This window comes from Kribbella sp. NPDC051620 (assembly GCF_044453825.1).
GTDB lineage: Bacteria > Actinomycetota > Actinomycetes > Propionibacteriales > Kribbellaceae > Kribbella.
In genome coordinates, this window is sequence record NZ_JBITDB010000005.1 from 593,985 (window position 1) to 618,845 (window position 24,861).

Below are 24,861 nucleotides of genomic sequence, written 5' to 3' on the forward strand. Positions count from 1 at the left end.
GAGCAAGGGGCTCATGGCAACTATCGCGACCATCTCCAGCAGTCCGTCCGATGTGTCCCGGACCGACGCGGTGCTCTCCTATGTGACGAAGCGGCTGCTCAGTCACGGACACCGGGTCACGCCGATCGTCCTGCGCGACCTGCCGGCCTCGCCGTTGCTGCGAGGACAGGCCGACGACCCGGCGATCGCCCGGGCGGTCGAGACGCTGGCCGCTGCCGATGCGGTGGTGGTGACGACGCCGGTCTACAAGGCGGCGTACGCGGGACTGCTGAAGGTGTTCCTCGACCTGCTCCCGCAGTACGCCTTGCGAGGCAAGCCTGTGTTGCCGTTGGCAACGGGTGGATCACCGGCTCATGTGCTGGTGATCGACTACGCGCTCCGGCCGGTACTCACCAGCCTCGGCGCGGGCTCGATCGGGCAGGGGTGGTTCGTGTTGTCGTCGCACATCCGCCTGTATGACGGCGGCGGGCTGCTGCTCGATCCGGAGGCGTCGGTACCGCTCTATCAAGTGACCGAGGCGTTCTTGTCCACGGTGGAGGGGTCGCAGGTGGTGGAGAGTTTGCCGGTCCAGCCCTCAGCGTTGGAGGTCGTCCGGGCACGACCCGAGGACCCGGAGGCCGCGCCGCTCTTGGCCGACCTGGTCGTCGAGTACAGCACGCGGTACGGGCGTTCGAACGATCACACGTTGCTGACCGAGGTACCGCCGTCGGATTTCCATGCCGAGCGGGGTGGCTCGTTCGTCCTGCTGCGGCACGGCGGGCAGACCGTTGCCGGGGGCGCCATTCGCCGGTACGACGATCAGACCGCGGAGGTGAAGCGGATGTGGACCTCGCACCTGCATCGACGGCAAGGACTCGGCCGGCGGGTGCTGGCCGAGTTGGAGGTGGTGGCTCGTGATCTCGGCTATCGGCGGTTGTACCTGACCACCGGGCCGCGGCAGCCGGAGGCCAGTGCGTTGTATCTGGCGGCCGGGTTCGAGCCGCAGTTCGACGTGAACGCCGATCCGGATTCGATCGGGCCGCTGCCGTTCAGCAAGAACCTGCCGGTGAGCTTGCAGGTGGCGTCATGAGCCGGCGACTGATCACGGCCATCGAGATCGACGGCGCCGGCAGCGATCCTGCTGCTTGGCGAGGCGCCTCGGTGGATCCGTCGGCGATTCTGACCGGGGAGCTGGCTTTGCGTGCCGTCCAGCGGGCGGAGGCGGCGGGGATCGACTTCGCGACCTTCGTGGACACGCTGGAGGCGCCGGCCGATGACCCGACGCGGGTCAGCGCGCGGCTGGACGCGTTGGGGCTGGCCGCCCGGATCGCGCCGTCGACCGATCGGATCGGGCTGATCCCGACGGTGACGGTCACGCACACGGAGCCGTTCCATGTACAGGCGTCTGTTGCCACCCTCGACTATGTCTCGGCGGGGCGGGCGGGGTGGCTCGTTGAGGTGTCGACGAGTGCGGAGGCGGCCGCGGTCATCGGTCGCCGGGAGCCGGCGGAGGCTGCCGATACCTGGCGGGAGGCCCGGTACGTCGTCGATGTGAGCCGTCGGTTGTGGGACTCGTGGGAGGACGATGCGATCATCCGAGACGCGGCCAGTGGGCGGTTCATCGATCGCGATCGCATTCACTACGTCGACTACAGCTCGCCGTCGTTCTCGATCAAGGGGCCGTCGATCGTGCCGCGGCCGCCGCAGGGGCACCCGCTGACCGCGGTACGGCTGAGTTCCTTCGAGGCGTTGCAAGCAGCCGCGGATGCGGATCTGGTGTTGTTGCCGGGGGCAATTGATTTCGACGATCGGCTGGCCGCGGTACGGGCCGCGAGTCTCACTCCTCGGGTGCTGCTGTCCGTGAGCGTGCTGCTCGATGAAGCTTCGGCGGTACGACGGGCTGCCGGTGCTCCGGTTGATTACGCCGGCGGTGTGGAGGGGCTGGCCGAGCTGATCGAGGGCTGGAACGCGGCCGGCGTGGACGGGATCCATCTGCGACCGGCCTCGCTCGAGCTCGACGTACCGGTGATCGCGGAGCAGTTGGTGCCGTTGCTGCGGGAGCGCGGGTTGCTCGAGCCGGCGGTGGAGCGGGCGATGTCGTTGCGGAACCGGCTCGGGCTGAAGCGGCCGGCCAATCGGTATGCGGGGAGTGGGAGATGACGAAGCAGATCCACCTGGCGGCGCACTTTCCGGGCGTCAACAACACGACCGTCTGGTCCGATCCGGAGTCGGGGTCGCAGATCGACTTCGCGTCGTTCCGGCACCTGGCGGAGACGGCCGAGCGGGGGACCTTCGACTTCTTCTTCCTGGCCGAGGGATTGCGGCTGCGCGAGGTCAAGGGCCGGATCCACGACCTCGACGTCGTCGGCCGGCCGGAGTCGCTGACGGTGCTCAGCGCGCTGGCCGCGGTGACGACGCACCTCGGGCTCGCGGCGACGGTGAACTCGACCTTCAACGAGCCGTACGAACTGGCCAAGCGGCTCGCGACGCTCGACCACCTTTCAGGCGGGCGCGCCGCGTGGAACGTCGTCACCTCGTGGGATGCGTTCACCGGCGAGAACTTCCGGCGCGGTGGGTATCTGGACAAGAGCGATCGGTATGTCCGGGCGCAGGAGGCGCTGCGGGTGGTCCGGAAGCTCTGGGATTCATGGTCGTCCGAACTCGTGCTCGACCAGGAAGGTGGGGTCTTCGCTCGTGAGGGCGCTGGGGCCTTCGCGGACGAGGGCGCCCACTTCACCATCCGTGGGCGGTTCGGGTTGCCGCCGTCGCCGCAGGGGCATCCGGTGGTGATCCAGGCCGGGGACAGCGATCAGGGACGGGACTTCGCGGCCGAGGGTGCGGATGTGATCTTCAGCCGGCATGGGAGTTTCGAGGCGGGGCAGGCGTTCTACAAGGACGTGAAGGCGCGGCTGCCGCAGTACGGGCGGTCGGAGGATTCGCTGAAGATCATGCCGGCGGTGACGGTGGTTGTCGCCGACAACGATCGCGAGGCGGCGGACAAGGCGCAGTACATCCGCGAACAGCAGGTATCAGGCCCAACCGCGATCGTCCTGGCCGAACTCCTCTGGGGCCGGGACCTCTCGTCGTACGACCCCGATGGCCCGCTGCCTGCCGAGGATCCCGTCGTCGGTTCTGCAGTCACGCAGGGGCGGGTCGGCTACAACGACCCCGGGCCGATCGTCGCCGAGTGGCGGGCGCAGGCCGAAGCCCACAACTGGTCCCTCCGCCAAACCGTCATCAACCAGCAAAACCGCCAAACCTTCATCGGCTCACCGTCAACAGTCGCCACCGCCATGAACCGCCACATCCAGGAAGACGCCGCCGACGGCTTCGTCCTCGTCCCCCACCTAACCCCCGGAGGCCTAGACGACTTCGTCGACCAGGTAGTCCCGCTACTCCGCGACCGAGGCGTCCTCCGCTCGGAATACACCGGTACTACGCTCCGCCACCACCTCGGACTCGACGCATGACCACCTCACCCGAGGCCTGGTCAGCCCGCTCGGCCCGACGCCAGGCATCCACACCCAGCGGAGGTTCCGCGGCGCTCCTCTCCTCCGCCCGTGCCGCCGCAGGCGGCGCGGGCGGCGATCGCGCGGCGGCGATCGTCTTCGTGGGTGGTGGACCTAGGACGGTGGGGCTGCTTGAGCGATTTGCCGCGAGTGCTGGGGAATTGCTGGGGGATCGCGAGGTGGAGATCCATGTTGTCGACCCGTATCCCGCGGGTGGGGGGCGGATTTGGCGGCGGGAGCAGTCGCGGTTGTTGTGGATGAACTCGATGGCGTCCGATGTGACGATTTTTACGGATGAGTCGGTGGTTTGTGAGGGGCCGATCGTGCCGGGGCCGGATCTGGCGACCTGGGCGAACGGGGTGGGGGCGACGATCCTCGAAGAAGCCGGGCTGGAGACGACCGGGCCGATGGATTTTCCGCCTCGGTTGTTGCAGGCGGAATATCTGAGTTGGGTCTGGGATCGGGTCATCCGTTCCCTGCCGGCTCAGGTCAGTGTCACGACCCACCTGGAACGTGCGGTGTCGCTGACCTCCGGCTGGGGCAACCGCGTAGAGCTGGCATCCGGGGAGGTGCTGGAGGCGGACCTCGTCGTCCTCGCTCTCGGCTATCTCGACCGGGTGCCGACGGCTGACGAGGCGGCGCTGGCGGACGCCGCCTCGTCAGCCGGCCTGACCTACATCCCGCCCGGCTACACCGCCGACGTCGACCTGAGCGCTCTGCGACCGGCCGAGCCCGTGATCGTGCGCGGCTTCGGCCAGGCGTTCATCGACCTGATGGTCCTTCTCACGGAGGGACGCGGCGGCTGGTACGACAGCTGCAGCGGCCGCCTTGAGTACAACCCCTCCGGCAGCGAACCGATCCTGTACGTCGGTTCGCGCCGCGGCGTCCCGTACCACGCCAAACTCGGCTACACCGTCGCAGGCACGACCCCCGTCCCCACCCGGTACCTGACCAAGGCGGCCCTCGACGACCTGGGCGACGAGGTACTCGACTACGTCTCCCAGGTCCGCCCGCTGGTCGAGAAGGAACTCACCTTCGCCCACTACCAACAGCTCTTCCTGGCCCACCCCGAGCGAACCGCATGGCCCTGGCAGCAGTTCTTCGAAGTCCTCGACCGAACCTTGCCATCGGCCCCTGAATTCGTTGCTGCCGTCAACGAGGCCGTGCCGTCACCGGACGACCGCTTCGTCCTGGCCGACGTCGACAAGCCACTCGCGGGACTCACCTTCGAAGACCCCGGCCAGCTGGACCGCGAACTGGTGCGATTGATCGAGACCGACCTGCTCCGGCGCGCCGATCCCTCCTACTCGGCCGATCTCGCCGTCTTCAACGCGTTGCTGAGCGTCTACAGCGTGCTCTCGGTGGCGATCACCGAGGGCCGGCTCTCCGACGAGGACCGGGTCCGGCACGTCGAGACCGAGTGGCACGGCTTCTTCTCCTTCGTGGCCAGCGGTCCGCCGCCACGGCGGCTGGAGGAGCTCCTCGCCCTGCATCGCGCCGGACTGGTTCGCTTCGCTGGCCCATCGCTGGATGTTGCTCTGCGCAACGATCGTTTCGTGGCGTCCAGCCCGGCCCTGCCCAGGGAGATCGAGGCCCGCGCCTTCGTGGAGGCGCGGCTGCCGCGACCGGATGTCCTCGCGACTCCCGATCCTCTCCTGAAAGGGCTGCTCAAGTCGGGGTTGCTCGCCGCCGACGAGCTGATCGCCTCGGATGGTACGAGCCTGGGCGGCGGCCAGCTCAAGGCCGACGGCGAGTGCCGCGCGATCAAGGCCGACGGCTCGGTCCATCCATCACTGTTCCTGCTCGGCCCCTCGGTGTCCGGCTCGGCCGGATCCTCTGGGTTCTCCCGCCCACATTTCAACGGTCCGGGCTTCCGCCAGAACGACGCGGTCGCCCGTCAACTCCTTCAGCTAGTCGCTGTCCAGTCCGAGAAAGCAGGTCGACGTCATGCCAGTTGAGTTCCTCGGTATCGCCGGTACGAACCCGGCCAGCGAGGTCACGCCGCGAACCGGTGGCGCCCTCGATCTCGAGTACACCGCCAAGCTCGCCAGGGCACATGAGGACAACGGATGGGACCGGATCCTGTTCGCCTACCACTCGGGTTCGCCCGATCCGTCGCAGGTCGCGGCGTACGTGGCGAGCAAGACCGAGCGGATCAACCTGGTGGTGGCGCATCGGCCCAACGTGGCTTATCCGACCTTGACGGCGAAGACCTTTGCGACGCTGGACCACCTCAGTGGTGGGCGTTTCGAAGTACACGTGATCACTGGTGGGTCGATGGCCGACCAGGCCGCGGAGGGTGACTTCCTGGCCAAGGACGATCGGTACGCGCGGACGCGGGAGTTCATCCAGATCGTCAAGCGGGCTTGGACCTCGGACGAGCGGTTCGACTTCGCCGGCGAGCACTACCAGTTCGAGCAGTTCGTGGCGGACATCAAGCCGTTGCAGCAGCCGCGGCCGCGGATCTCGTTCGGTGGCTCGTCGGCGGCGGCCTATGCCGTCGGGGCGTCCGAGGCGGACATCTTCGCGCTGTGGGGCGAGCCGTTGGCCGGTACTGCCGAACAGTTGGCCACTATCGACGCGGAGGCCGCGAAGGCCGGGCGCCCCAGGCCGACCATCCAGATCGCGTTCCGGCCGATCCTGGCTCCGACCGAGGAGCTCGCCTGGGCGAAGGCGGAGCGAATCCTCGGGCGGATCAAGGACGCACAGGCCGGTGGAGCCACCCGCGGTCGGTACCGCGATCCGCGCAAGACGCCGGAGAACGCCGGCTCCCAGCGGCTGTTGAAGGCAGTCGAGGCCGGTGAGCGGCACGACCGCGCGCTGTGGACCGCACCGACCGGCCTGACCGGTGGCGGCGGCAACTCCACCGCACTCGTCGGTACGCCGGAGACGGTCGCCGCCGCGTTGCTCGACTACTACGACCTCGGCGTACGGATCTTCTCCGCCCGCGGCTACGACATCTACGACGACGCCGTCGACTTCGGCCGCTATGTCATCCCGCTCGTCCGCGAGGAAGTCGCCCGCCGCGAGAACGCCACCAGAGAGGACCTGGCCTCATGACCATCACGACCGAGCTGGAACACGACTGGCAGACCTGGCACTCGCTGCGAGAGCAGGACCTGAACACCGACTACGGCTGGCTCACCATCGTCGCCTTCAACTGGCTGGCTGATTCACCGTCTGCGCTCCCGGGGCTGCCCGGTCAGTGGTGGACTGCTGACGGCCTGGCTCATGTGACGGCGGTTGACGGTCTGACCCTGAATGGAGAGCCGGTGAAGGGCAGTGTCTCTGCCAGCGTCGCCGAGGCCGGGTCCCTGAGCTGGCTGCTGCACGGCGACAAGCTGGTCGAGCTAGTACTGCGCGGAGGCCGCTATGCGATCCGTCAGCGAGACCCACGCGCTGCTACCCGAGCCGGTTTCAGCGGGGTGCCCACCTTTGCGGTGGACCCGTCCTGGGTGGTCACCGGCCACTTCAGCCCGTACGACGAGCCTGTGCGGGTCGAGGTGGCTACTGCTCGCCCTGACCTTCGGCAGCACGTGACGGCCATCGGGACGGTTCACCTGGCGCTGGGCGATTCGGCGTACGAGCTGGTGGCGACCGCTGCGGGGGAGGGGAAGGTGTCGCTGTCGTTCCATGACGAGACCAACGGGGGTGAGACGACTCCCTGGCGCACAGTGACGACTGGACCGGTGCAGGCCGACCGCAGCGTGGTCGTGGACTTCAACCGGACCATCAACCTGCCGTACGCCTTCACCGACTACGGCACCTGCCCAGCGCCCGTCACCGGCAACCAGTTGGCGCTGGCAGTGACAGCCGGGGAGAAGAGTCCAAGGTGAAGTTCTGTACGTACACGCTGATCGACAACTCGCCGGACCCGATCAGCGGTCGCCAGCTCTCGACGTACGAGCGGTTCCAGCACGTGGTCCGGCAGGCGCAGTGGGCGGAGGAGCTCGGCTTCGACGGGTACGGGGTGGGGGAGCGGCATGCGCAGCGGTTCATCTCCTCCTCGCCGCCGGTGGTGCTCTCCTACATCGCTGCGTCGACCAGCCGGATCAGGCTGCTCACCACTGTGACCGTGCTGTCGCTGCTGGACCCAGTGCGGGTTGCTGAGGACTACGCGACGCTTGACCAGCTGTCGGGTGGGCGGCTCGACATCATCATCGGCAAGGGCAACGACCCGGATCAGAACGCACTGTTCGGGTACGACCTCGACGGGCAGTGGGACCGGAACAGGGAGAAGTACGAGCTGCTGCGGCGGCTACTGCGAGAGGAGTCGGTGTCCTGGTCCGGTACCTACCGGCCCTCGCTTGTGGATGCCACTACTCAACCGAGGCCGCTGCAGTCGCCGCTGCCGATCTGGCACGGCTCTGCGTCGTCCACGGAGTCCACTGAGCTCGCGGCGAAGTGGGGAGAGCCACTGTTCTCCGCGAACGGCTTCCACCCGATGGAGAAGTACGCAGGGTTGATTCGGCACTACCGGGAGCGCTGGGAGGCGTACGGGCACGACCCGGCCGATGCGGTGGTCGGGGCCGGGTTCAACGGGCTCTACGTGAAGAAGAGCTCGCAGGAGGCGGTGGAGGGGTACCGGCCGATCTTCGACGCCTTCATGGACTCACCGGGGGCCAAGCACAACAAGCTGCCGTTCACCACGCTGGAGGAGTTCCTGGAGCAGGGGTCCGTGCTGGTCGGGTCGCCGGAGCAGGTGATCGACAAGTTCGGGCGGTACCAGGAGGCGTTCGGGCACGAGCTGTCCGGCGTCTCGCTGGAGGTCGCCGGCCTGTCCGACGAGGAGAACAAGGCCAGTGTCGAGACCTTCGTCACCGAGGTCGTACCGGTACTGCGGGCGTCGTACCCCTCGCGCGTCTGGAATCAGGGCTAAAACTGGTCGGAAGCACTCCCGGGAACCGGTATGCTTCTCTGGTCGGAACGAGGGGCCTGCAAGGCACTTCTTCCCCGATTTCACATCGGGGCGGGAGACCGTGTAATCTCTCTCCTCGGCCCGCCCCTTTAGCTCAGTCGGCAGAGCGTCTCCATGGTAAGGAGAAGGTCTACGGTTCGATTCCGTAAAGGGGCTCAGAGATCGCGTCCCACCCGGTTCGCCGGGTGGGATGGCGGACTTACCCGGCGGGGTAGCTCAGGTGGTTAGAGCACACGGCTCATAATCGTGGTGTCGCGGGTTCGACTCCCGCCCCCGCTACTTCGAGAACGCGATCACTCCAGTTGCGCGTTCCCAACAAAAGAGGCAGTAATGGCTAAGGCAAGCGACGTCCGCCCGAAGATCACCCTTGCGTGCACGGTCTGCAAGGAGCGCAACTACATCACCAAGAAGAACCGGCGCAACGACCCGGACCGTCTTGAGCTGAAGAAGTACTGCGCCCGCTGCAACGACCACACCGACCACCGCGAGACCCGCTGACCTCCAGCTACTCTCCGCACCAGGGCCGCTCGCATCGCGAGCGGCCTTTTTGCTGTCCTCACCAGGGTCTTGCAACGTTGTAGAAGTTCTGCACAGACTGGCTTCCGAACCGACTGGTGAGGAGGGCGAGATGGCTGATCAGGAGATTCTCGTCGCGGCCGAGCCGCTGACCCGGGAGCAGCGCGCGGCGGCGGTGGCGCAGATTTACGACCAGGGCATCACCGGTTTCAAGGGCGCCTTCAGCCGCGAGTGGGTGCGCCGCCTGGGCGAGGACGTCGAGGTCGCGTTCCACGAAGCCCTCGAGCGTCCCGGCGGGGCTGTCGGTCGCGGCCCGCACCGGTACTACGTGGAGATCCATCCCGAGCAGTTGCGCGGATTCGCGGACCTGGCCGGACACCCGTGGATCACGGCGGTCGCCGAGGAAGTGCTCGGACCGGAGTACGAGATCGTCGAGGTGGGGTTCGACGTACCAGGGCCCGGCGCGCAGTACCAGCCGTGGCACCGGGACTTCCCGATGCCGGAGCCGACGCGGACACAGCGACGGCTGACGTCGCTGGCGGTCAACGTGACGACGGTCGACACCACCGACGAGATGGGCCCGTTCGAGATCGCGCCGGGGACCCAATGGGATGACAGCGACGAGTTCGAGCACGGCATGTTTCCGCCGAAGGACCACTACGGCCGGTATCAGGAGCTGGGCGTCCGGAAGTACCCCCGCATGGGTGACATCTCGATCAGGTCGGCGCTGACGATCCACCGTGGGACCGAGAACCGCTCGCAACTGTCTCGGCCGGTGCTCGTCCTCGGGCTCGACGCGCCCGGCGCAGGCAATGCGGAGCGGCACGATCTGGCCGTCACCACCGGCTACTGGGACCGCCTTCCGCAGCAGATCCGGGAGCATCTGCATTGCCCGGTGGTCGAGCGACTCGTACCGATCAACCAGAAGCACACTATCGAGGGCCTGGTGATGGGCGAGGCCGAAGGCTGACCATCAGACGGTAAGGATGGGTTTGCCGGCCTCATAGGCGGTCAGGCGGTCTTGGCGAGGGGTTAGGCAGCAGGAGCCGCAGACCGTGCCGCAGCCTTTGGTGCTCGTGTAGTAGAGGCAGCAGGTGTTGCGGAGGTACACGAGCTTGCCGGCGGCCTCGGTGACGTCGCCCAGGCGGGCGAGGCCGGCTGGAGCTTTGGCGACGAAGGTCTGCCAGCGTTCTAGGAGGAAGGATGGGGCGACCGTCTCCTGCTCGCGGGTGGCGGCGCAGAAGGCCATCGCGCAACCAGCGGCCACGCCGCCGTGGAGCTGGCGCAGGCCGGCCCGGGTGCGGCGGTGGAGCTCGGCTGAGAGGGGGAGCAGGTGCTGCGTCAGCACCACGTCGTACAGGGTTTGCAGGCCGCCGGGGAGGAAGTCGGCCGAGCGGATGGCGACGGACGCGATGCCGTGGCCGTCGTGGGGCTTCACCCAGAGGTTGTGCGGGCGGATGTCGAGTACGCGCCCTTCGAGGGCCCAGAGCAGCAGGGCAGTCGCTGGGGCGCGGCCTGCGTAGAAGGACATCAGGCTGAGCGCGTTCGCGTGGGCGGAGACGTGGTCGCTCGCGTCGTGGTCGCGTTTGAGCAGCTCTGTCAGCTCAGGACCATCCGGTTCGAGCAACCGATCGACTCGGAGCCAGTCCGTCCCGGTCGGCTCACCGATCTCCAGCCCGTACCTCGGGGCGTAGCGCGCCAAAGCGGCTACACCTCCCCGTCGTGCCGTCACGCGTGTCCTGCCCTTTCCATCTCGGGAGGAGTGGGTGGCGGCACTCTGGTCACAGTCTGCCAGTAGGGTTACTGGACATGACGATCGACGCCACGATGGTCGGCCGGAGCTATTCGGCCGCCGAGTCCTACCAGGTCGGCCGGGAGAAGATCCGGGAGTTCGCCGACGCGATCGGCGACCCCAACCCGGCGTACCGGGGGGTAAACGCGGTCGCGCCGCCGACCTTCGCCTTCATGGTCGCCAACCCGGCGCTGCTGGAGCTGCTGGCCGACGAGGAGCTCGGGCTGCGGCTGGACCGGATCGTGCACGGCGCGCAGAAGTTCAGCTACACCCGCCCGATCAAGGCCGGCGACGAGATCGCCGCGACCGCCACCATCACCACCGTGCGCAAGGCCGGTGACGTCGAGGTGATCATGTACGAGACCGCGCTGACCACCGTCGACGGCGAGCCGATCGCCACCTCCACGTCGACGATCTCGCACAACCGGGCGGACTCGTGAGGGGCCCGGTCGAGGTCGGCACCGAGCTGCCGCCGCTGACCGTCACGCTGCGCCGCGAGGACCTGGTCCGGTACGCCGGTGCCAGCGGCGACTTCAACCCGATCCACTGGAACGACCGGATGGCCGCGGCCCTCGGGCTGCCCGGCGTGATCGCGCACGGCATGCTCACGATGGCGAGCGCGGCCCGGGTCGTCACCGACTGGCTCGACGACCCGGCGGACCTGATCGAGTACGGGGTGCGGTTCACCAAGTTCGTCGTCGTACCGGATGACGACAAGGGCGCCACCGTCACCTTCTCGGCGAAGGTCGACAAGCTGACCGACGGCCACGCCGAGATCGACATCACCGCTCTGGCCGGCGAAGAAAAAGTCCTGGGCCGAGCCCGAGCGGTAGTGCGCCTCCCGTGACCACTCCGCAGCCCTCCACCCCCGCGAGCACCGCCGCGCCTGGCACGGCATCCGTTGCCGAGGACGTCCGGCTGGCGGAGTTCACCACGTTGCGGATCGGCGGTCCCGCCGATCGCCTGGTCGAGGTGACCAGCGAGCAGGAGTTGATCGACGCGATCCGTGAGGCGGACGCCGCGGCCCAGCCGGTGCTGTTGCTGTCCGGTGGCAGCAACGTCGTGATCGGCGACGAAGGCTTCCGCGGCACGGTCATCAAGATCGCCACCCGCGGCATCCGGGTCGACGCCGACGCCTGCTCCGGCGCGATGATCCACATCCAGGCCGGCGAGGACTGGGACGCCGTCGTCCAGCGCGCGATCGCCGAGGAGTGGAGCGGCCTGGAGTCGATGTCCGGCATCCCCGGCCTGGCCGGCTCGACACCGGTCCAGAACGTCGGCGCCTACGGCCACGAGGTCGCCGAGACGATCGCCTCCGTACGCGTCTGGGACCGCGTCGACAACGCGGTCCGGACGATCTTCGCCGCCGACTGCGGCTTCACCTACCGCAACTCCCGCTTCAAGGCCGACCCGAGCCGGTACGCCGTACTGGAGGTCGCCTTCCAGCTCCCCCTGGGCGACCTGTCCGCACCGATCGGGTACGCCGAACTCGCCCGCACCCTGGACGTCGAGCCCGGCTCCCGAGCCCCGATGACCGAGGTCCGCGAAGCCGTCCTCGCCCTCCGCCGCAGCAAAGGGATGGTCCTCGACCCCGAAGACCACGACACCTGGTCGGCCGGCTCCTTCTTCACCAACCCCCTCCTCGACGCCACCGCCGACGTCCCAGCCGGCGCCCCCCAATGGCCCCAACCCGACGGCCGGGTGAAAACCAGCGCCGCCTGGCTGATCGAACACGCCGGTATCGCCAAAGGCTTCTCCATCGGCGACGCCGCCGTCTCCAGCAAACACACCCTGGCGCTGACCAACCGGGGCAACGCCACCGCCAAGGAACTCCTGGCCCTGGCCACCCACGTCCGGACCCAGGTCCACCACGCCTTCAACATCACGCTCGTCAACGAACCGGTGCTGGTGAACTGCAGCCTCTGACGCGCTGATCGATTCATCGGCGATGCGCTTGCTGCTTGTTGCAGTGCCGTGCTCTTGCGCGGGGTTTTCGCTGCAATGACGCTGTATTCGTGTGCGAGTAAGTCCGCCCGAATTCGCACAGACCCAGTCTCAGCGCAACCGGAATTCGCGGTATTGCATTGGCCGCGATTCCTTTTCGTGCCGCGCCGCAGCTGCGCCGTCGCGTGTCCCCGCGACCATTTTCTCCTCCGGGCGGAGCTGCGAGGGGTGGAAACACGATGCAGAGAAAACGAATACTCGCGCTGGCGGCGGTTGCCGCACTGGCGGTGGGCTTCACGCCGGCCGCCAACGCCATCGCCGACCTGGCGGTGGCCGACGGCGACCCGGTGGTCAAACCGGGCAGTCCGGACTTGGGGCAGGTGGACCTGCGACAGCCCCCGGATGCCACCGGCAGTGTGCCGGTCGATCCGAACGCGGGTGCGGCCAGCAGCGACATCGCGACGCTGAACCAGCGGTACGCGCTCACCGCCGCTCAACGGGTGAAGGCCGAAACGATCATGCAGAACAGCCCGGTACTGGGGAACGCGCTCAAGAAGAAGAGTGCGGCCGAGATTCCGTACACGGTCGACCAGTTCGGTGCCTGGCGAGACGACGACACCGGCGTGATGCACGGCGCGATCTACGACATCACGATGAGCCGGCCGATCAACACCTTGATGTCGCGGTTGCCGGTGCTGACCGCTGACGGCCAGCCGTCGACCATCCAGGTCAAGCTGACGAACCTGCAGAAGTTCACCATGATCGTCTCCTTCGACACCCAGACGGTGGTCGAGGTCGATCCGATCGCCACCGAAGGCGCCATCTTCACTCCTGGCCCGGAGCTGACACCGCGGCCGACCCCGACGGGAGACGGTGATCAGTGATGCGAACGCGATTCAAGCGGCTGGCCGCGCTGGCAGGCGCCCTGGTTCTGGTCAGCTCGGTTTCCGGGCCGATGATCGCCCGGGCCGCCGAGGCAGGCAACGCGCACGGGCTGCGGATGGGTACCGACCTGTTCTGGAACTACGACTTCACCACCAAGGTCGGGGCCGGCTGGGACAAGGTCGACTGGAACGTGACGCTGCTGTTCTACAACAACGCCGAGGTCGACAAGGTGAAGACCTCCTCGGCGATGCGGTATTCGTACCCGTTCTCGGGCGGCTCGATGTACGCCTACATGAACGATGGTGCCGGCGGCTACTTCGACTCCGACCGGGGACCGAAGACGGACACCCCGAGTTGCTTCGGTGACACCCGGCACTTCCGGATCTACGCCGACTCGGACGACCGGATGTACACCACCGGGCTGGGCTACTGGGTCTTCGCGACGACGCACAAGGACTTCAACGAACTCTGCGCCGACTACTACGGGGACACCAACGGCACCGAGGCCGACGTCGCCAACCGGTTCGCGAACAAGGGGTACACGGTGCTGCGGAACTACAGCTACTTCTACAACTACGAGCCGTACCACCTCGATCCGCACAACAAGAAACACCGTTGGCAGTGCGACGGGTACGCCACCTACATCCGGATGTGAGTGGCATGCGCAGAGTCCTGGCGGTACTGGTGCTCGGCCTCGTCCTGCCCTGCTTCGCCTCGGTCGCAAGCGCGGCCGAGGCGCCGGCCCCGGTGCTGATCGAGTCCTCGAAGGCGTCGTGGCCGGTCGCCGAGCTCGACCCGGCGGCGCGGAGCGGCGTCCAGCTGGTCGGCGCCAAAGGTCAGCGCTACGACGTGAAGTTCCGGCTTCCCGAGGGTGCCGCCAACGGCAAGCCGGACTGGTACCTGATCAAGCTGGACCTGCGCTTGCGGTTCGCCGCCCAGGCGCGCGGCGAATGGGCGGTACTCGGTGAGATGAACGGCTTCACCGGTGCCCGGGTGGACTACTCGGTCGAGCAGGGACAGGCGACCGTGAGCAGCCTGTCCCTGCTCGGCGGCCGGCGGACCCGGACGACGGACGCGGCCGAGGTGACCGAGCAGTTCGTGAACTACGCCCAGGACGGTGGATTGATCCCGGGCAAGGTGAACGTGCTGACGTTCCGGATCGAGGCCGAGAAGGCCGCCGGACTGACCTCGGTGGAGGTGCTGCCGACCTCCGGCCTCGAACTGACCAAGGCCCAGCCGACCGAGATCGGGCTGGGTACTCCGGACAAGGCCCTGGTGGCGGCGGTCGGCGAGACCATCGAGGTCCCGTTCGGGCTCAGCCGCCGCGGTGGGCATCCCGACGCCCCGATCGACGTCGAACTGAGTCCATTGCGATCGGGAATGTCGGTGGTCGGGGAATCCCATCAGAAATTCTCCGCGGTGGGTGCGGGAATACGCGGGAAATTCGTCATCAAGGTGGAGAGCGCGGGTGAATACCGGGTCGGTGTCCGGGCGCTGGGCAGTTACAATCCGGCGGGCGGTGAGATCACCATTCTGGCCGGTCCGCGAGGTCCCGATCGGGTACGCTGGTGGTTGATCGTCCCGGTCGCACTGGTGATGCTGACGTTCGGGCTTCGGCAGTTTCTGCGGCACCGCAAGAACAAGGCGGAGGTCTGATGATGTCGACGACGAATGCCTCGGCCGTGCGAGGACGGCCCATGCTGGTCGCCGGCGGGCTGGCGGTGCTGGCGCTGATCCTGGGCCTGCTGTTCGGGGTGATCGTCGCTCTCCCAGTGGCTCTGCTGGGTGTGGTGGTGGCTCTGGTCCTTCTTCGCAGGACCCCTGGACCGGCGATTCTCGGGGCCGGGCTGAACGTCGCCGTTCTCGTGATCCTCTATCTGATCGCCATCCTCACGGGGAACTGACAGCCGGTCAGGTCAGGGCCTTGCCGGTTTCGTGGTCCATGGGGCTGAGAAGCGTCGCCGGGGCGCGGGTGAAGTCCAGAATGAGGCTGCGCATGGACTGCGCCCGCGGCTCGTCGACGTAGCTGGAGGCGGTGGTCATCGCGGCCACCTCGCTGATCCGGTGGACGAGTGGATGCATCCGGTACTCCGTACGGGTCTCCAGGACCGGCCTCAGAGTCTCCCGGGCGCCGTCCAGCTCGCCCAGGAGGAGGTGGGCCTTGACCTGCTGGAGGCGGGTCATGCGTTCGGAGCCGTGGTTGCGCAGGGCGTGGGGAGCGGACTCGAAGAGGGTGATGCTGCGGTTGGCGTGCTCCAGGGTCAGGTCGGGCTGGCCCAGAGTCAGGTAGGTGTCGGACCACAGACCTTCGGCGCGCTCCGGTGTGCAGAGGAAGAGGCCGCCCAGCTCGGGTGCCGACGGGTCAGGGGTGGTGCGCTTGGCCTGGTCGAGCATGACGCGGGCCTCGTCGGTCCGGCCGGCCCGGGCCAGGTCCAGGGCGGCGGCCGACGCCAGGAACAGTGCGGAGGTACCAGCGGCGTACCGCAGGCCGTCCAGGGCGAAGTCCACCGCGTGGCCGATGTCGTCCTGCCAGAAGGCAGCCGTGTGCTGGGTGGCGCGGACCCAGGCGCGCAGCTCGTCGTAGCCGGAGGCGTCGGCGCACGCCCAGGCCGTCCGGGTATGGCTCTCCGCGACCTCCGGCCGGCCCAGGTCGACCGACATCCAGCCGAGCAGGGTCAGGGCCCAGCCGGCAGCGGCGTACAGGTCGCGGGTCTGCTGCGGTGGCTGCCGGCCGCCGAGCAGTTTGAAGGCACGGTCGCGGACGGCGAGGCTGCGCTGGAACAGCGCCTTGGTCGGCACCTTGAGGTAGTTCTGCGCGATCCGCTGGATGTCCGCGTGCAGCTGCTCGACGGTGAGGCCACCCACGTTCGACTCCTCGGCCAGCGCGAGCAGCGAGACCGACTGGTCGCCCGCGTCGATCAGCTCGTCCTCCATCCCGGCCATCGAGCAGCTGGTCAGCTCCGGGGCCAGCGGCCCCGACGTCCCGACCTGGCCGAAGCCCAGCTCGCTGTCGGTGGCGACGTTCAGCACCTCGCGCAGCCCGGCCCGGTACGCCGCGTTCGGCCAGCGCACCGCACCGCGTTCGAGCTTGGCGATGTAGTGCCCGTCCAGCTCGTACCGCGTGTCGGTGGTGGCCCACAGCCAGGCGCAGACCGCCTCGGCCAGTTCCGCGCGGGACAGGTGCGCGCCCGGGGTGTTGGGGGACGGGGTCCGTTCCCGGGCGGCTCGCAACAACTCGTTCGACTCTGGCATGGCGGTAACTGTAGGTGCCCGGACACGCTCCGCGACGGTCTTCAGGCCCGTTGTGGATTACCTGCCCCAAGCTGCCCCGCGATGCCCCGAGCTGCCCCGTTTCCCAACCCCGCTTAGGCTTTGGCAGATGGCCGAAGAAGCAGTCACGACGTTGCGCGCCGAGCTGCGCCGGTTCGGGCGGGCCGAGGAGGCGTTCGCCCTGCTGGAGACCTTCCTCGAGGTCGCCCGGCCCCGGCTCGAGACGGCGTCCCTGGACCCCAGACAGCTGTACCTGCCGGAGGAGATGACCGACGACCGGGCCGTCGTCCGGGACCTGATCGATGCCATCGGCAACGAACCGGAACGGCAGCGCCGGCTCCTGGTCGTCGCCGAGCGCAGCTACGACCTGGATGACCCGCAGGCCCGCTGGGACTTCACCCGGCTCGCATACTGCTCGGACCTGGCGACCGTCTGGAGTCGCGGTCGCCGGACCACCTATTTCGAGGTGACCGACAAGAGCAGGGCGACGTACTGGCTGCCGGACACCCTCAAGATCCAGTACTTCGACGCGATCGCCGCCAAGGGCTGGGCGGTCCCCGAGGACTGGCTCAGCGCCCCCTCGAAGACCCCCAAACCCTGGTGGCGCCGCTTCTAGACGGCCGGCAGCTTCTCCAGCGCGGCAGCGACCGAAGCCTGCAAGTCGGCGTCGTCCCAGGCCCGGTCCGTCATCGCGCCCGAGAGATAGGCGTCGTACGCCGCCAGGTCCAGATGCCCGTGCCCGCAAAGCGCCGTGAGGATCACCTTCTCCTCGCCGGACTCCTTACAGCGCTGCGCCTCCTCGATCGCCGCGGCCAGCGCGTGCGTCGGCTCCGGCGCCGGCACGATCCCCTCCGACCGCGCGAACAGCACGCCGGCCGCGAAACACTCCGACTGCGGCTTGGCGATCGCTTCGATCTCGCCCGTCTCGTAGAGGTGGCTGATCAGCGGGCTCATCCCGTGGTACCGGAGCCCGCCGGCGTGGATCGGGTCCGGGACGAAGTCGTGCCCGAGCGTGTGCATCTTCATCAGCGGTGTCATCCCGATCGTGTCGCCGAAGTCGTAGGCGTAGGTGCCCTGCGTCAGCGACGGACACGCGGCCGGCTCCACGGCGCGTACGACCGGAGCCATTCGGCCCGCCCACTTCTCCCGCAGGAACGGGAACGCGAGCCCGCCGAAGTTCGACCCACCACCGGTGCAGCCGACCAGTACGTCGGGAGTCTCGCCGACCATCCCGAGCTGCATCAGCGCTTCCTCGCCGATGATCGTCTGGTGCAGCAGCACGTGGTTGAGCACGCTCCCGAGCGCGTAGTGCACGTCCGGATCGGCCATCGCCATCTCGACGGCCTCGCTGATCGCGATCCCGAGTGACCCGGTGGAGTCAGGGTTCTCGGCGAGGATCTTCCGCCCCGACTCGGTCAGGTCCGACGGGCTCGGGTGCACGGTCGCTCCGAACACCTCCATCATCGTCCGCCGGTACGGCTTCTGGTCGTACGAAGCCCGCACCTGCCAGACCTCGCAGTCCAGCCCGTACTGCGCGCACGCGAACGCCAGCGCGGTTCCCCACTGGCCGGCGCCCGTCTCGGTGGTGAGCTTCCGGACCCCCGATTTGGCGTTGTAGTAGGCCTGCGGCACGGCCGTGTTCGGCTTGTGCGACCCGGCCGGTGAGACGCCCTCGTACTTGTAGTAGATCCGCGCCGGGGTATCGAGCGCCTTCTCCAGCCGGTGCGCCCGATAGAGCGGACTCGGCCGCCACAGCCGGTAGACGTCGAGCACCTCGCCGGGAATGTCGATGTACTGCTCCTGCGAGACCTCTTGCATGATCAGGTCCATCGGGAACAGCGGCGCAAGATCGTCCGGCCCGACGGGTTGCCCGGTGCCCGGGTGCAGCACCGGCGGCGGTGGCGTCGGCAGATCGTGCAGCACGTTGTACCAGCGGGTCGGCAGCTCATCCTCGGGCAACAGGATCTTCGTCGGCGTCATGCACGCAAAGTAAGGCCTACAGCCCAGCCTTTTCCAGAGTGTCGACGCCGAGCCACGTGTCGATCTCACCGAGCAAACTCTTCTGTACTTCGGGTGGCGCGGTCGACGCGAGCACCGAGCCCTTTGCCAGGCCGGCCAGCTCGACGTCGGTGAAGCCGTGCACGCTGCGGGCGGTCTCGTACTGCTCGGCCAGCCGCGATCCGAACAGCAGCGGGTCGTCGGCTCCCAACGCAATCCGGGCGCCCGCCTCGTACAACTGCCGCAGCGGCACGTCCTCCGGTCGCCGGTAGACACCCAGCGACACGTTGGACGCGGGGCAGACCTCCAGCGCGACCTGCGCGTCGACCACTCGCTTCAGCAGGTCGGGGTCCTCGACGACTCGCACCCCATGCCCGATCCGGCCGGCACCCAGCTCGTCGAGGCACGTCCGAACGGTCGCGGGACCGCACAGCTCGCCGCCATGAGGTGCGGCCAGCAGACCCGCATGATGGGCTATCCGGAACGCCGGGGCGAACTCGGACGTAGTACCGCGTCGCTCGTCGTTGGACAGGCCGAAGCCGACCACTCCGCGCCCGACGTACTGCGCGGCGAGCCGGGCCAGGGTCCGGGCGTCGAGGGGATGCCGCGTGCGATTGGCGGCGATGACGACCTGGACTGAGATCCCGGTGCTCGCGGAGGCGTCGCGGGCGGCGTCGAGTACCAGGTCGGTGAACTCGGTGATGCCGCGGAAACGGCTCGCATACCCCGACGGATCGACCTGGATCTCCAGCCAGCGGGAGCCGTCGGCGCGGTCGTCCTCGGCGGCTTCGCGGACCAGGCGACGGACGTCGTCCTCGGTGCGCAGTACCGACCGGGCGACGTCGTACAGGCGCTGGAAGCGGAACCAGCCGCGCTCGTCGGCCGCGGACAGTTGCGGCGGCCAGTCGGTGCGCAGGGCGTCGGGCAGCCGGACGCCGTGCTTGTCGGCGAGCTCGACCAGCGTGAGGTGCCGCATCGAACCGCTGAAGTGCAGGTGCAGGTGGGTCTTCGGCAGCAGCCGCAGGTCCCGATCCGTCATTACAGAAGGTTACCGACAGACCGCCCGGAGAAGAAACCGGGCGGTCTGTCAGGGGTGGCCAGCTAGGAGTGGTCAGCCTGGGATGGTCAGCCGAGCAGCTTGGCGATCCGGCCGATGCCCTCGGTCAGATCGGCGTCGCCCAGGGCGTAGGACAGCCGCAGGTACCCGGGCGCGCCGAACGCCTCGCCGGGAACGACGGCGACCTCGACCTCGTCGAGGATGATGCCGGCCAGATCGGTCGAGGTGTTCGCGACCTTGCCGTTGATCTCCTTGCCGAGCACGCCCTTGACCGACGGGTACGCGTAGAACGCGCCGGTCGGCTCCGGGCACTCGATGCCGGGGATGTCGTTGAGCAGCTGGACCATCAGCTTGCGCCGCCGGTCGAAGGCAACCTTCATCTCCTCGACCGCGCTCAGGTCGGCCGTCAGCGCGGCGATCGCGGCCCGCTGGGCGACGTTGCAGACGTTCGAGGTCTGGTGCGACTGCAGGTTCGTCGCCGCCTTGATGACGTCCTTCGGGCCGATCATCCAGCCGACCCGCCAGCCGGTCATCGCGTACGTCTTGGCGACGCCGTTCAGCACAACGGTCTGGTTGGCCAGCTCCGGTACGGCCACGGGCAGCGAGGTCGACTTGGTGTCGCCGTAGGTGAGGTGCTCGTAGATCTCGTCGGTGATCACCCAGATGTCGTGCTCCAGCGCCCAGCGGCCGATCGCCTCGATCGCCTCCGGGGTGTCCACGGCGCCGGTCGGGTTGGACGGCGAGCAGAACAGCAGTGCCTTCGTCTTCTCGGTCCGGGCCGCCTCGAGCTGCTCGACGGTGACCAGGTAGTTCTGGCTCTCGTCGGCCAGCACCTCGACCGGTACGCCGCCGGCCAGCTGGATCGTCTCCGGGTACGTGGTCCAGTACGGCGCGGGCAGCAGCACCTCGTCGCCCGGGTCGAGCAGGGTGGCGAACGTGTTGTAGACCGCGTGCTTGCCGCCATTGGTCACCAGGACCTGCGACGCCTCGATCTCGTAGCCGGAATCCCGCTTCGTCTTCTCGACGATGGCCTGCTTGAGCTCGGGCAGACCACCCGCCGGGCTGTAGCGGTGGTTCTTGGGATCGCGGGCGGCCACGACGGCGGCCTCCACGATGTAGTCCGGGGTCGGGAAGTCCGGCTCACCGGCGCCGAAGCCGATCACCGGGCGGCCGGCCGCCTTGAGAGCCTTTGCCTTCGCGTCGACAGCGAGGGTGGCCGATTCACTGATTGCACCGATACGTGCGGAGATGCGGGAGACCATGGGCCCCATCCTGGCACTGACCGGCCGGTGGTCACATCCGGGTATCGCCAGGTGACCGGAACCATGGTGGCCCCCCTGGCGTTGGCATGGGCGTGGAGACGGTAAGGTTCTGCCCGCAGTACGACGCCCGGCCCGAAGTCCACGGAGGTTCGCCGCCGTGGCGGGGACCCGGAGCAGCCTGGGGCTCAGTTCGACCAGGTGGCTCCGACCCCGTACACTCTTCTAGTCCGGGCGTTGATGGCCCTGACTCGGCATGCCCGAGATCAGGTCCAGCGGCGTTCGGAACTTTGCAGAGGGCACTAGCTCAACTGGCAGAGCATCGGTCTCCAAAACCGAAGGTTGGGGGTTCAAGTCCCTCGTGCCCTGCAAATCCTGATCGGTACAAGGCCGGTCAGGCCGCCGCTAGCGAAAGAGGTAGGTCGTGACGGAGACGCGCACCCCGGCACCGTCCGGCGCCGGCAAGCCTGCGGAGAGCAAGGGCGGGAACCGCCTGCTGCGCTTCTACCGCCAGGTGGTCGCCGAGCTCCGCAAGGTGGTCTGGCCGACCCGCAAGCAGCTGTCCACCTACTTCGTGGTCGTGCTGACCTTCGTGGTGTTCGTCATCGCGATCGTGTCGGTGCTCGACCTCGCCTTCGGCTGGGCGATGTTCAAGATCTTCGGCTGACGCCACAGCCGCCGCCCGCAGCACAGCCGGAGCCCCCGGTTCCACCACCCGATGCACAGATGACGGAGTACAACGTGTCCGACCAGCGCGACGACGAGGTCCTCGACGAGGACGAGTTCGACGTAACCGCTGACTCCGACGACGACCTCGATCTCGACTTGGGTTTCGACGACTCCGACGACGATGACGACGACGACCTGTTCAAGGACATCGAGGTCGAGGTCGGCGACGATGACGAGGTACCGCTGGCCGCCGAGAGCGAGTACGCGGCCGACGACGAGGCCGAGGACGGCGCGGCCGACGCGGACGACTCCGACGACGAGCCGGTGGTGGTCGTAGCGGCCGCCGACGACGCGGAGGACGCCGAGGTGGTCACCGAGGCCGACATCGACGACGCCGCGGACGAGCTTGCCGAGCAGACCGCCGAGACGGCTCCGGACGACACCACCGAGGCGGCGCCCGAGGTCGACGAGGTCGTCTTCTCCGCCGCCGGTGACGACTCTGCCGATGAGGCGGACGAGGACGAAGCCGAGGAGGTCGAGCCGGCCGAGCCGGGCGACCCGCTGGAGGAGCTGCGCGCCACGCTGCGCTCCCAGATCGGCGACTGGTACGTGGTGCACACGTACTCAGGGATGGAGAACCGGGTCAAGGGCAACCTCGAGAACCGGATCAACTCCCTGAACATGGAGGACTTCATCTTCGAGATCGTCGTGCCGACCGAAGAGGTCGCCGAGATCAAGAACGGGCAGCGCCGGATGGTCAAGCGCACCGTGCTCCCCGGCTACGTGCTGGTCCGGATGGACCTGACCGACGAGTCCTGGTCGACCGTGCGGCACACGCCGTCGGTGACCGGCTTCGTCGGGAACAGCCAGAAGCCGGTCCCGCTCAGCCTCGAAGAGGTCGAGAAGATGCTCGCTCCGGCCGTCGTGGCGGCGGCCGAAGCGGCGGCTGCCGAGACCGGTGCCGCACCCACCAAGACCGCGGCCAAGAAGAAGGTCGAGGTCGCCGACTTCGGTGTGGGCGACTCGGTCATGGTCGTCGACGGGCCGTTCGCGACCCTGCACGCCACCATCACGGAGATCAATGCCGACGCCCAGCGGATCAAGGCGCTGGTGGAGATCTTCGGCCGGGAGACCCCGGTGGAACTCAGCTTCAGCCAGATCCAGAAAGTCTAAGGACCCGAGAGAATGCCTCCCAAGAAGAAGATCGCTGCCCTCGTGAAGGTGCAGCTCCAGGCCGGCGCCGCGACGCCGGCCCCGCCGGTCGGTACCGCGCTCGGTCCGCACGGCGTCAACATCATGGAGTTCTGCAAGGCGTACAACGCCCAGACCGAATCCATGCGCGGAAACGTCGTGCCGGTCGAGATCACCATCTACGAAGACCGCACCTTCACCTTCATCACCAAGACGCCGCCGGCGCCGGAGATGATCAAGAAGGCCGCGGGCCTGCAGAAGGGCTCGGCCGTCCCGCAGAAGGACAAGGTCGGCAAGATCACCAAGGACCAGGTCCGCGAGATCGCCACCACCAAGATGCCCGACCTGAACGCGCGCGACATCGACGCCGCGATGAAGATCATCGAGGGCACCGCGCGCTCGATGGGCGTCACGATCGAGAAGTAGCAGTACCTCTTTCCGGTTCACCTCGGTGAGCCAGCAGGAGTGGAAGGGCGAGCAGTTCGCCCGTTTACACCACGACGCGAACGCCGAACAACGCGTTCGTACACAGGAGATTTGAACATGGCACAGCGCAGCAAGAGCTACCGCGCGATCGCGGAGAAGATCGACTTCGACCACCTGTACACCCCGCTCGAGGCGATCAAGTTCGCCAAGCAGGGTGCGACCGGCAAGAAGTTCAACTCGACCATCGACGTCGCGATGCGGCTCGGGGTCGACCCTCGCAAGGCCGACCAGATGGTGCGCGGCACCGTCAACCTTCCGCACGGTACCGGCAAGACGGCACGGGTCCTCGTCTTCGCCACCGGTGAGAAGGCCGAGGCCGCACTGGCCGCCGGCGCCGACTACGTCGGTGACGACGACATGATCAAGAAGGTCACCGACGGCTGGCTCGACTTCGACGCCGTCGTCGCCACCCCGGACATGATGGGCAAGGTCGGCCGGCTGGGTCGCGTCCTCGGACCGCGTGGTCTGATGCCGAACCCGAAGACCGGCACGGTCACCCCGGACGTGACGAAGGCTGTCACGGACATCAAGGGCGGCAAGATCGAGTTCCGCGTCGACCGGCACGCGAACCTGCACTTCATCATCGGCAAGGTCTCCTTCGACGAGGCCCAGCTGGTGGAGAACTACAGCGCCGCACTGGAGGAGATTCTCCGGCTGAAGCCCTCCAGCTCGAAGGGTCGCTACATCAAGAAGACCGTCTTCTCGACGACGATGGGTCCGGGCGTCCAGGTTGACCCCAACCTGACCCGCAACCTGCTCGAGGAGAACGACGAGGCCTGAGCCTCTCCACTCCGTCTTCACCAGAACGCCCCGGTCTGTCGACCGGGGCGTTCTGCATATCCCCACGCGCCCTCCGCTGCTCGCCCCTTCGTCGCTCGCTGCTCCGGGCGCTCCCGCCCACCCTCCTGCGAATGCACGCGTGCTTCGCCCGCTTGGTGAGAGCTAGGTGCTGTCCCGCGCAGGGGTGGGTGCCTGGTGTGGTGCTGTCCCCACGCGCCCCTGCGCTGTTCGTTTCCGGCCGCCCTCGTGTGAGTGCACGCGGGCTCATGCGTCGATTACTTGGCTTGGGCAGGGTGGCTCCGATCCCACGCAGGGGAGTGTCTGGGGGTGGTGGTGCTGGGTGCGGGGCTGGGGTGCCTCGCGGAGGTGAGCACCTGGTGGGTGACGGGGCTCGGGCGGGCTGGTTGGGGTAGCCGCGGCCTGACCGGGGTGGTGGTCTGTGTGGGTGTGACTGGAGCGGGGCAGCTGTGGGCTGGTCGGGGTGGCCGCGGCCTGACCGAGTGGTGGGTCTGCGGGGGATGGCGGGTGGGCTGTGACCGGAGCGGTGTGGCGGGTGTCGAGTGACCGGAGTGACCGGTGCGGGGTGGCGGTGTGGCGGGGTGGCGGGT

At 68.0% G+C, this 24,861-nt stretch carries 26 protein-coding genes and 3 tRNA genes; 24 read left to right on the forward strand and 5 right to left on the reverse strand.

Translation table 11 applies throughout. The features are described 5' to 3' along the window. Positions 1-13: 13 nt before the first annotated feature. From ssuE to ACIA12_RS27530, 11 genes are all read left to right on the forward strand, one after another. Complete coding sequence (gene ssuE / locus ACIA12_RS27480) at positions 14-1,069, forward strand: NADPH-dependent FMN reductase (RefSeq protein WP_396369956.1); 1,056 nt, start codon at positions 14-16, stop codon at positions 1,067-1,069. After that, complete coding sequence (locus ACIA12_RS27485; RefSeq protein WP_396369957.1) at positions 1,066-2,139, forward strand: LLM class flavin-dependent oxidoreductase; 1,074 nt, start codon at positions 1,066-1,068, stop codon at positions 2,137-2,139. Before ssuE ends, ACIA12_RS27485 begins: the two co-directional genes overlap by 4 nt. Then, a complete protein-coding gene (locus ACIA12_RS27490; protein WP_396369958.1) occupies positions 2,136-3,449 on the forward strand; it encodes an NtaA/DmoA family FMN-dependent monooxygenase in 1,314 nt (437 codons plus the stop codon). Before ACIA12_RS27485 ends, ACIA12_RS27490 begins: the two co-directional genes overlap by 4 nt. Next, positions 3,446-5,446 (forward strand): FAD/NAD(P)-binding protein, encoded by a 2,001-nt coding sequence (locus tag ACIA12_RS27495; RefSeq protein ID WP_396369959.1) that lies wholly within the window; start codon positions 3,446-3,448, stop codon positions 5,444-5,446. Before ACIA12_RS27490 ends, ACIA12_RS27495 begins: the two co-directional genes overlap by 4 nt. Further along, a complete protein-coding gene (locus ACIA12_RS27500; RefSeq protein ID WP_396369960.1) occupies positions 5,436-6,548 on the forward strand; it encodes an LLM class flavin-dependent oxidoreductase in 1,113 nt (370 codons plus the stop codon). Before ACIA12_RS27495 ends, ACIA12_RS27500 begins: the two co-directional genes overlap by 11 nt. Beyond that, entirely contained in the window at positions 6,545-7,324 is a 780-nt protein-coding gene (locus ACIA12_RS27505) for a DUF1684 domain-containing protein (RefSeq protein WP_396369961.1), read from the forward strand. The genes ACIA12_RS27500 and ACIA12_RS27505 overlap by 4 nt, the downstream gene beginning before the upstream one ends. After that, on the forward strand, positions 7,321-8,367 hold the full coding sequence (locus ACIA12_RS27510) for an LLM class flavin-dependent oxidoreductase (protein WP_396369962.1): 1,047 nt from the start codon (positions 7,321-7,323) through the stop codon (positions 8,365-8,367). The genes ACIA12_RS27505 and ACIA12_RS27510 overlap by 4 nt, the downstream gene beginning before the upstream one ends. A 122-nt stretch (positions 8,368-8,489) precedes the next feature. Continuing rightward, a tRNA-Thr gene (locus ACIA12_RS27515) sits at positions 8,490-8,562 on the forward strand. 49 nt (positions 8,563-8,611) lie between these two features. Beyond that, positions 8,612-8,685, forward strand: a tRNA-Met gene (locus ACIA12_RS27520). Positions 8,686-8,736: 51 nt separating this feature from the next. Then, positions 8,737-8,904, forward strand: a complete 168-nt coding sequence (gene rpmG, locus ACIA12_RS27525; RefSeq protein WP_020388160.1) for a 50S ribosomal protein L33 — start codon at positions 8,737-8,739, stop codon at positions 8,902-8,904. 130 nt (positions 8,905-9,034) lie between these two features. Then, on the forward strand, positions 9,035-9,892 hold the full coding sequence (locus ACIA12_RS27530; RefSeq protein WP_396369963.1) for a phytanoyl-CoA dioxygenase family protein: 858 nt from the start codon (positions 9,035-9,037) through the stop codon (positions 9,890-9,892). Positions 9,893-9,895: 3 nt separating this feature from the next. Here the strand turns inward: ACIA12_RS27530 and ACIA12_RS27535 are convergent, their stop codons facing one another. Beyond that, positions 9,896-10,624, reverse strand: coding sequence for a hypothetical protein (locus tag ACIA12_RS27535; protein ID WP_396369964.1), 729 nt, complete (start codon positions 10,622-10,624; stop codon positions 9,896-9,898). 107 nt (positions 10,625-10,731) lie between these two features. On the opposite strand from ACIA12_RS27535, the gene ACIA12_RS27540 reads away from it, so the two are divergent. The 7 genes from ACIA12_RS27540 (at position 10,732) to ACIA12_RS27570 (ending at position 15,447) form a co-directional block, all read left to right on the forward strand. Then, complete coding sequence (locus tag ACIA12_RS27540) at positions 10,732-11,154, forward strand: MaoC family dehydratase N-terminal domain-containing protein (protein WP_343976261.1); 423 nt, start codon at positions 10,732-10,734, stop codon at positions 11,152-11,154. Beyond that, positions 11,151-11,561: a MaoC/PaaZ C-terminal domain-containing protein gene (locus tag ACIA12_RS27545; protein WP_396369965.1), complete on the forward strand. Its 411-nt coding sequence runs from the start codon at positions 11,151-11,153 to the stop codon at positions 11,559-11,561. Before ACIA12_RS27540 ends, ACIA12_RS27545 begins: the two co-directional genes overlap by 4 nt. Next, complete coding sequence (locus ACIA12_RS27550; RefSeq protein WP_396369966.1) at positions 11,558-12,640, forward strand: UDP-N-acetylmuramate dehydrogenase; 1,083 nt, start codon at positions 11,558-11,560, stop codon at positions 12,638-12,640. Before ACIA12_RS27545 ends, ACIA12_RS27550 begins: the two co-directional genes overlap by 4 nt. Positions 12,641-12,897: 257 nt before the next feature. After that, the gene (locus ACIA12_RS27555; protein ID WP_396369967.1) at positions 12,898-13,542 is read left to right on the forward strand and encodes a hypothetical protein; all 645 of its coding nucleotides are present in this window, start codon (positions 12,898-12,900) and stop codon (positions 13,540-13,542) included. After that, positions 13,542-14,198 (forward strand): hypothetical protein, encoded by a 657-nt coding sequence (locus ACIA12_RS27560; protein ID WP_396369968.1) that lies wholly within the window; start codon positions 13,542-13,544, stop codon positions 14,196-14,198. Before ACIA12_RS27555 ends, ACIA12_RS27560 begins: the two co-directional genes overlap by 1 nt. A 5-nt stretch (positions 14,199-14,203) precedes the next feature. After that, the gene (locus ACIA12_RS27565) at positions 14,204-15,199 is read left to right on the forward strand and encodes a hypothetical protein (RefSeq protein WP_396369969.1); all 996 of its coding nucleotides are present in this window, start codon (positions 14,204-14,206) and stop codon (positions 15,197-15,199) included. Continuing rightward, a complete protein-coding gene (locus ACIA12_RS27570; protein WP_396369970.1) occupies positions 15,199-15,447 on the forward strand; it encodes a hypothetical protein in 249 nt (82 codons plus the stop codon). The genes ACIA12_RS27565 and ACIA12_RS27570 overlap by 1 nt, the downstream gene beginning before the upstream one ends. 7 nt (positions 15,448-15,454) lie before the next feature. Here ACIA12_RS27570 and ACIA12_RS27575 read toward each other — a convergent pair whose 3' ends face one another. Further along, a complete protein-coding gene (locus ACIA12_RS27575; protein WP_396369971.1) occupies positions 15,455-16,795 on the reverse strand; it encodes a hypothetical protein in 1,341 nt (446 codons plus the stop codon). 127 nt (positions 16,796-16,922) lie between these two features. Between ACIA12_RS27575 and ACIA12_RS27580 the strand changes: the two genes are divergently transcribed. Further along, a complete protein-coding gene (locus ACIA12_RS27580) occupies positions 16,923-17,429 on the forward strand; it encodes a hypothetical protein (RefSeq protein ID WP_396369972.1) in 507 nt (168 codons plus the stop codon). On the opposite strand, the gene ACIA12_RS27585 is transcribed toward ACIA12_RS27580, so the two are convergent. From ACIA12_RS27585 to ACIA12_RS27595, 3 genes are all read right to left on the reverse strand, one after another. Further along, positions 17,426-18,793: a TrpB-like pyridoxal phosphate-dependent enzyme gene (locus ACIA12_RS27585; RefSeq protein ID WP_396369973.1), complete on the reverse strand. Its 1,368-nt coding sequence runs from the start codon at positions 18,791-18,793 to the stop codon at positions 17,426-17,428. The two genes, ACIA12_RS27580 and ACIA12_RS27585, sit on opposite strands and share 4 nt — an antisense overlap. Positions 18,794-18,809: 16 nt before the next feature. Next, positions 18,810-19,850, reverse strand: coding sequence for an adenosine deaminase (locus tag ACIA12_RS27590; protein ID WP_396369974.1), 1,041 nt, complete (start codon positions 19,848-19,850; stop codon positions 18,810-18,812). A gap of 86 nt (positions 19,851-19,936) precedes the next feature. Beyond that, positions 19,937-21,130, reverse strand: coding sequence for a pyridoxal phosphate-dependent aminotransferase (locus ACIA12_RS27595; protein ID WP_396369975.1), 1,194 nt, complete (start codon positions 21,128-21,130; stop codon positions 19,937-19,939). A gap of 293 nt (positions 21,131-21,423) precedes the next feature. Here ACIA12_RS27595 and ACIA12_RS27600 point away from each other — a divergent pair. From ACIA12_RS27600 to rplA, 5 genes are all read left to right on the forward strand, one after another. Further along, positions 21,424-21,496, forward strand: a tRNA-Trp gene (locus tag ACIA12_RS27600). A 55-nt stretch (positions 21,497-21,551) separates the two neighbouring features. After that, positions 21,552-21,794 (forward strand): preprotein translocase subunit SecE, encoded by a 243-nt coding sequence (gene secE, locus ACIA12_RS27605; RefSeq protein ID WP_328329499.1) that lies wholly within the window; start codon positions 21,552-21,554, stop codon positions 21,792-21,794. A 59-nt stretch (positions 21,795-21,853) separates the two neighbouring features. Continuing rightward, positions 21,854-22,969: a transcription termination/antitermination protein NusG gene (nusG, locus tag ACIA12_RS27610; RefSeq protein WP_396369976.1), complete on the forward strand. Its 1,116-nt coding sequence runs from the start codon at positions 21,854-21,856 to the stop codon at positions 22,967-22,969. Between the two features lie 12 nt (positions 22,970-22,981). After that, positions 22,982-23,413 carry a 50S ribosomal protein L11 gene (rplK, locus tag ACIA12_RS27615; protein ID WP_363697556.1) on the forward strand — a complete coding sequence of 144 codons (432 nt, stop codon included), beginning with the start codon at positions 22,982-22,984 and terminating at the stop codon, positions 23,411-23,413. Between the two features lie 117 nt (positions 23,414-23,530). Further along, the gene (gene rplA / locus ACIA12_RS27620) at positions 23,531-24,253 is read left to right on the forward strand and encodes a 50S ribosomal protein L1 (RefSeq protein ID WP_396369977.1); all 723 of its coding nucleotides are present in this window, start codon (positions 23,531-23,533) and stop codon (positions 24,251-24,253) included. Positions 24,254-24,861 lie beyond the last annotated feature (608 nt).

Coding starts and splice junctions, on each gene's coding strand:
- ACIA12_RS27570 (WP_396369970.1), top strand. CDS start 15,199: ATGATGTCGACGACGAATGCCTCGGCCGTGCGAGGACGGCCCATGCTG.
- ACIA12_RS27490 (WP_396369958.1), top strand. CDS start 2,136: ATGACGAAGCAGATCCACCTGGCGGCGCACTTTCCGGGCGTCAACAAC.
- ACIA12_RS27485 (WP_396369957.1), top strand. CDS start 1,066: ATGAGCCGGCGACTGATCACGGCCATCGAGATCGACGGCGCCGGCAGC.
- ACIA12_RS27580 (WP_396369972.1), top strand. CDS start 16,923: ATGGCCGAAGAAGCAGTCACGACGTTGCGCGCCGAGCTGCGCCGGTTC.
- ACIA12_RS27560 (WP_396369968.1), top strand. CDS start 13,542: ATGCGAACGCGATTCAAGCGGCTGGCCGCGCTGGCAGGCGCCCTGGTT.
- rplA (WP_396369977.1), top strand. CDS start 23,531: ATGGCACAGCGCAGCAAGAGCTACCGCGCGATCGCGGAGAAGATCGAC.
- ACIA12_RS27505 (WP_396369961.1), top strand. CDS start 6,545: ATGACCATCACGACCGAGCTGGAACACGACTGGCAGACCTGGCACTCG.
- rplK (WP_363697556.1), top strand. CDS start 22,982: ATGCCTCCCAAGAAGAAGATCGCTGCCCTCGTGAAGGTGCAGCTCCAG.
- rpmG (WP_020388160.1), top strand. CDS start 8,737: ATGGCTAAGGCAAGCGACGTCCGCCCGAAGATCACCCTTGCGTGCACG.
- ACIA12_RS27495 (WP_396369959.1), top strand. CDS start 3,446: ATGACCACCTCACCCGAGGCCTGGTCAGCCCGCTCGGCCCGACGCCAG.
- ACIA12_RS27590 (WP_396369974.1), bottom strand. CDS start 19,850: ATGACGGATCGGGACCTGCGGCTGCTGCCGAAGACCCACCTGCACCTG.
- ACIA12_RS27575 (WP_396369971.1), bottom strand. CDS start 16,795: ATGCCAGAGTCGAACGAGTTGTTGCGAGCCGCCCGGGAACGGACCCCG.
- ACIA12_RS27540 (WP_343976261.1), top strand. CDS start 10,732: ATGACGATCGACGCCACGATGGTCGGCCGGAGCTATTCGGCCGCCGAG.
- ACIA12_RS27595 (WP_396369975.1), bottom strand. CDS start 21,130: ATGGTCTCCCGCATCTCCGCACGTATCGGTGCAATCAGTGAATCGGCC.
- ACIA12_RS27565 (WP_396369969.1), top strand. CDS start 14,204: ATGCGCAGAGTCCTGGCGGTACTGGTGCTCGGCCTCGTCCTGCCCTGC.
- ACIA12_RS27585 (WP_396369973.1), bottom strand. CDS start 18,793: ATGACGCCGACGAAGATCCTGTTGCCCGAGGATGAGCTGCCGACCCGC.
- nusG (WP_396369976.1), top strand. CDS start 21,854: ATGACGGAGTACAACGTGTCCGACCAGCGCGACGACGAGGTCCTCGAC.
- ssuE (WP_396369956.1), top strand. CDS start 14: ATGGCAACTATCGCGACCATCTCCAGCAGTCCGTCCGATGTGTCCCGG.
- ACIA12_RS27530 (WP_396369963.1), top strand. CDS start 9,035: ATGGCTGATCAGGAGATTCTCGTCGCGGCCGAGCCGCTGACCCGGGAG.
- ACIA12_RS27555 (WP_396369967.1), top strand. CDS start 12,898: ATGCAGAGAAAACGAATACTCGCGCTGGCGGCGGTTGCCGCACTGGCG.
- ACIA12_RS27500 (WP_396369960.1), top strand. CDS start 5,436: ATGCCAGTTGAGTTCCTCGGTATCGCCGGTACGAACCCGGCCAGCGAG.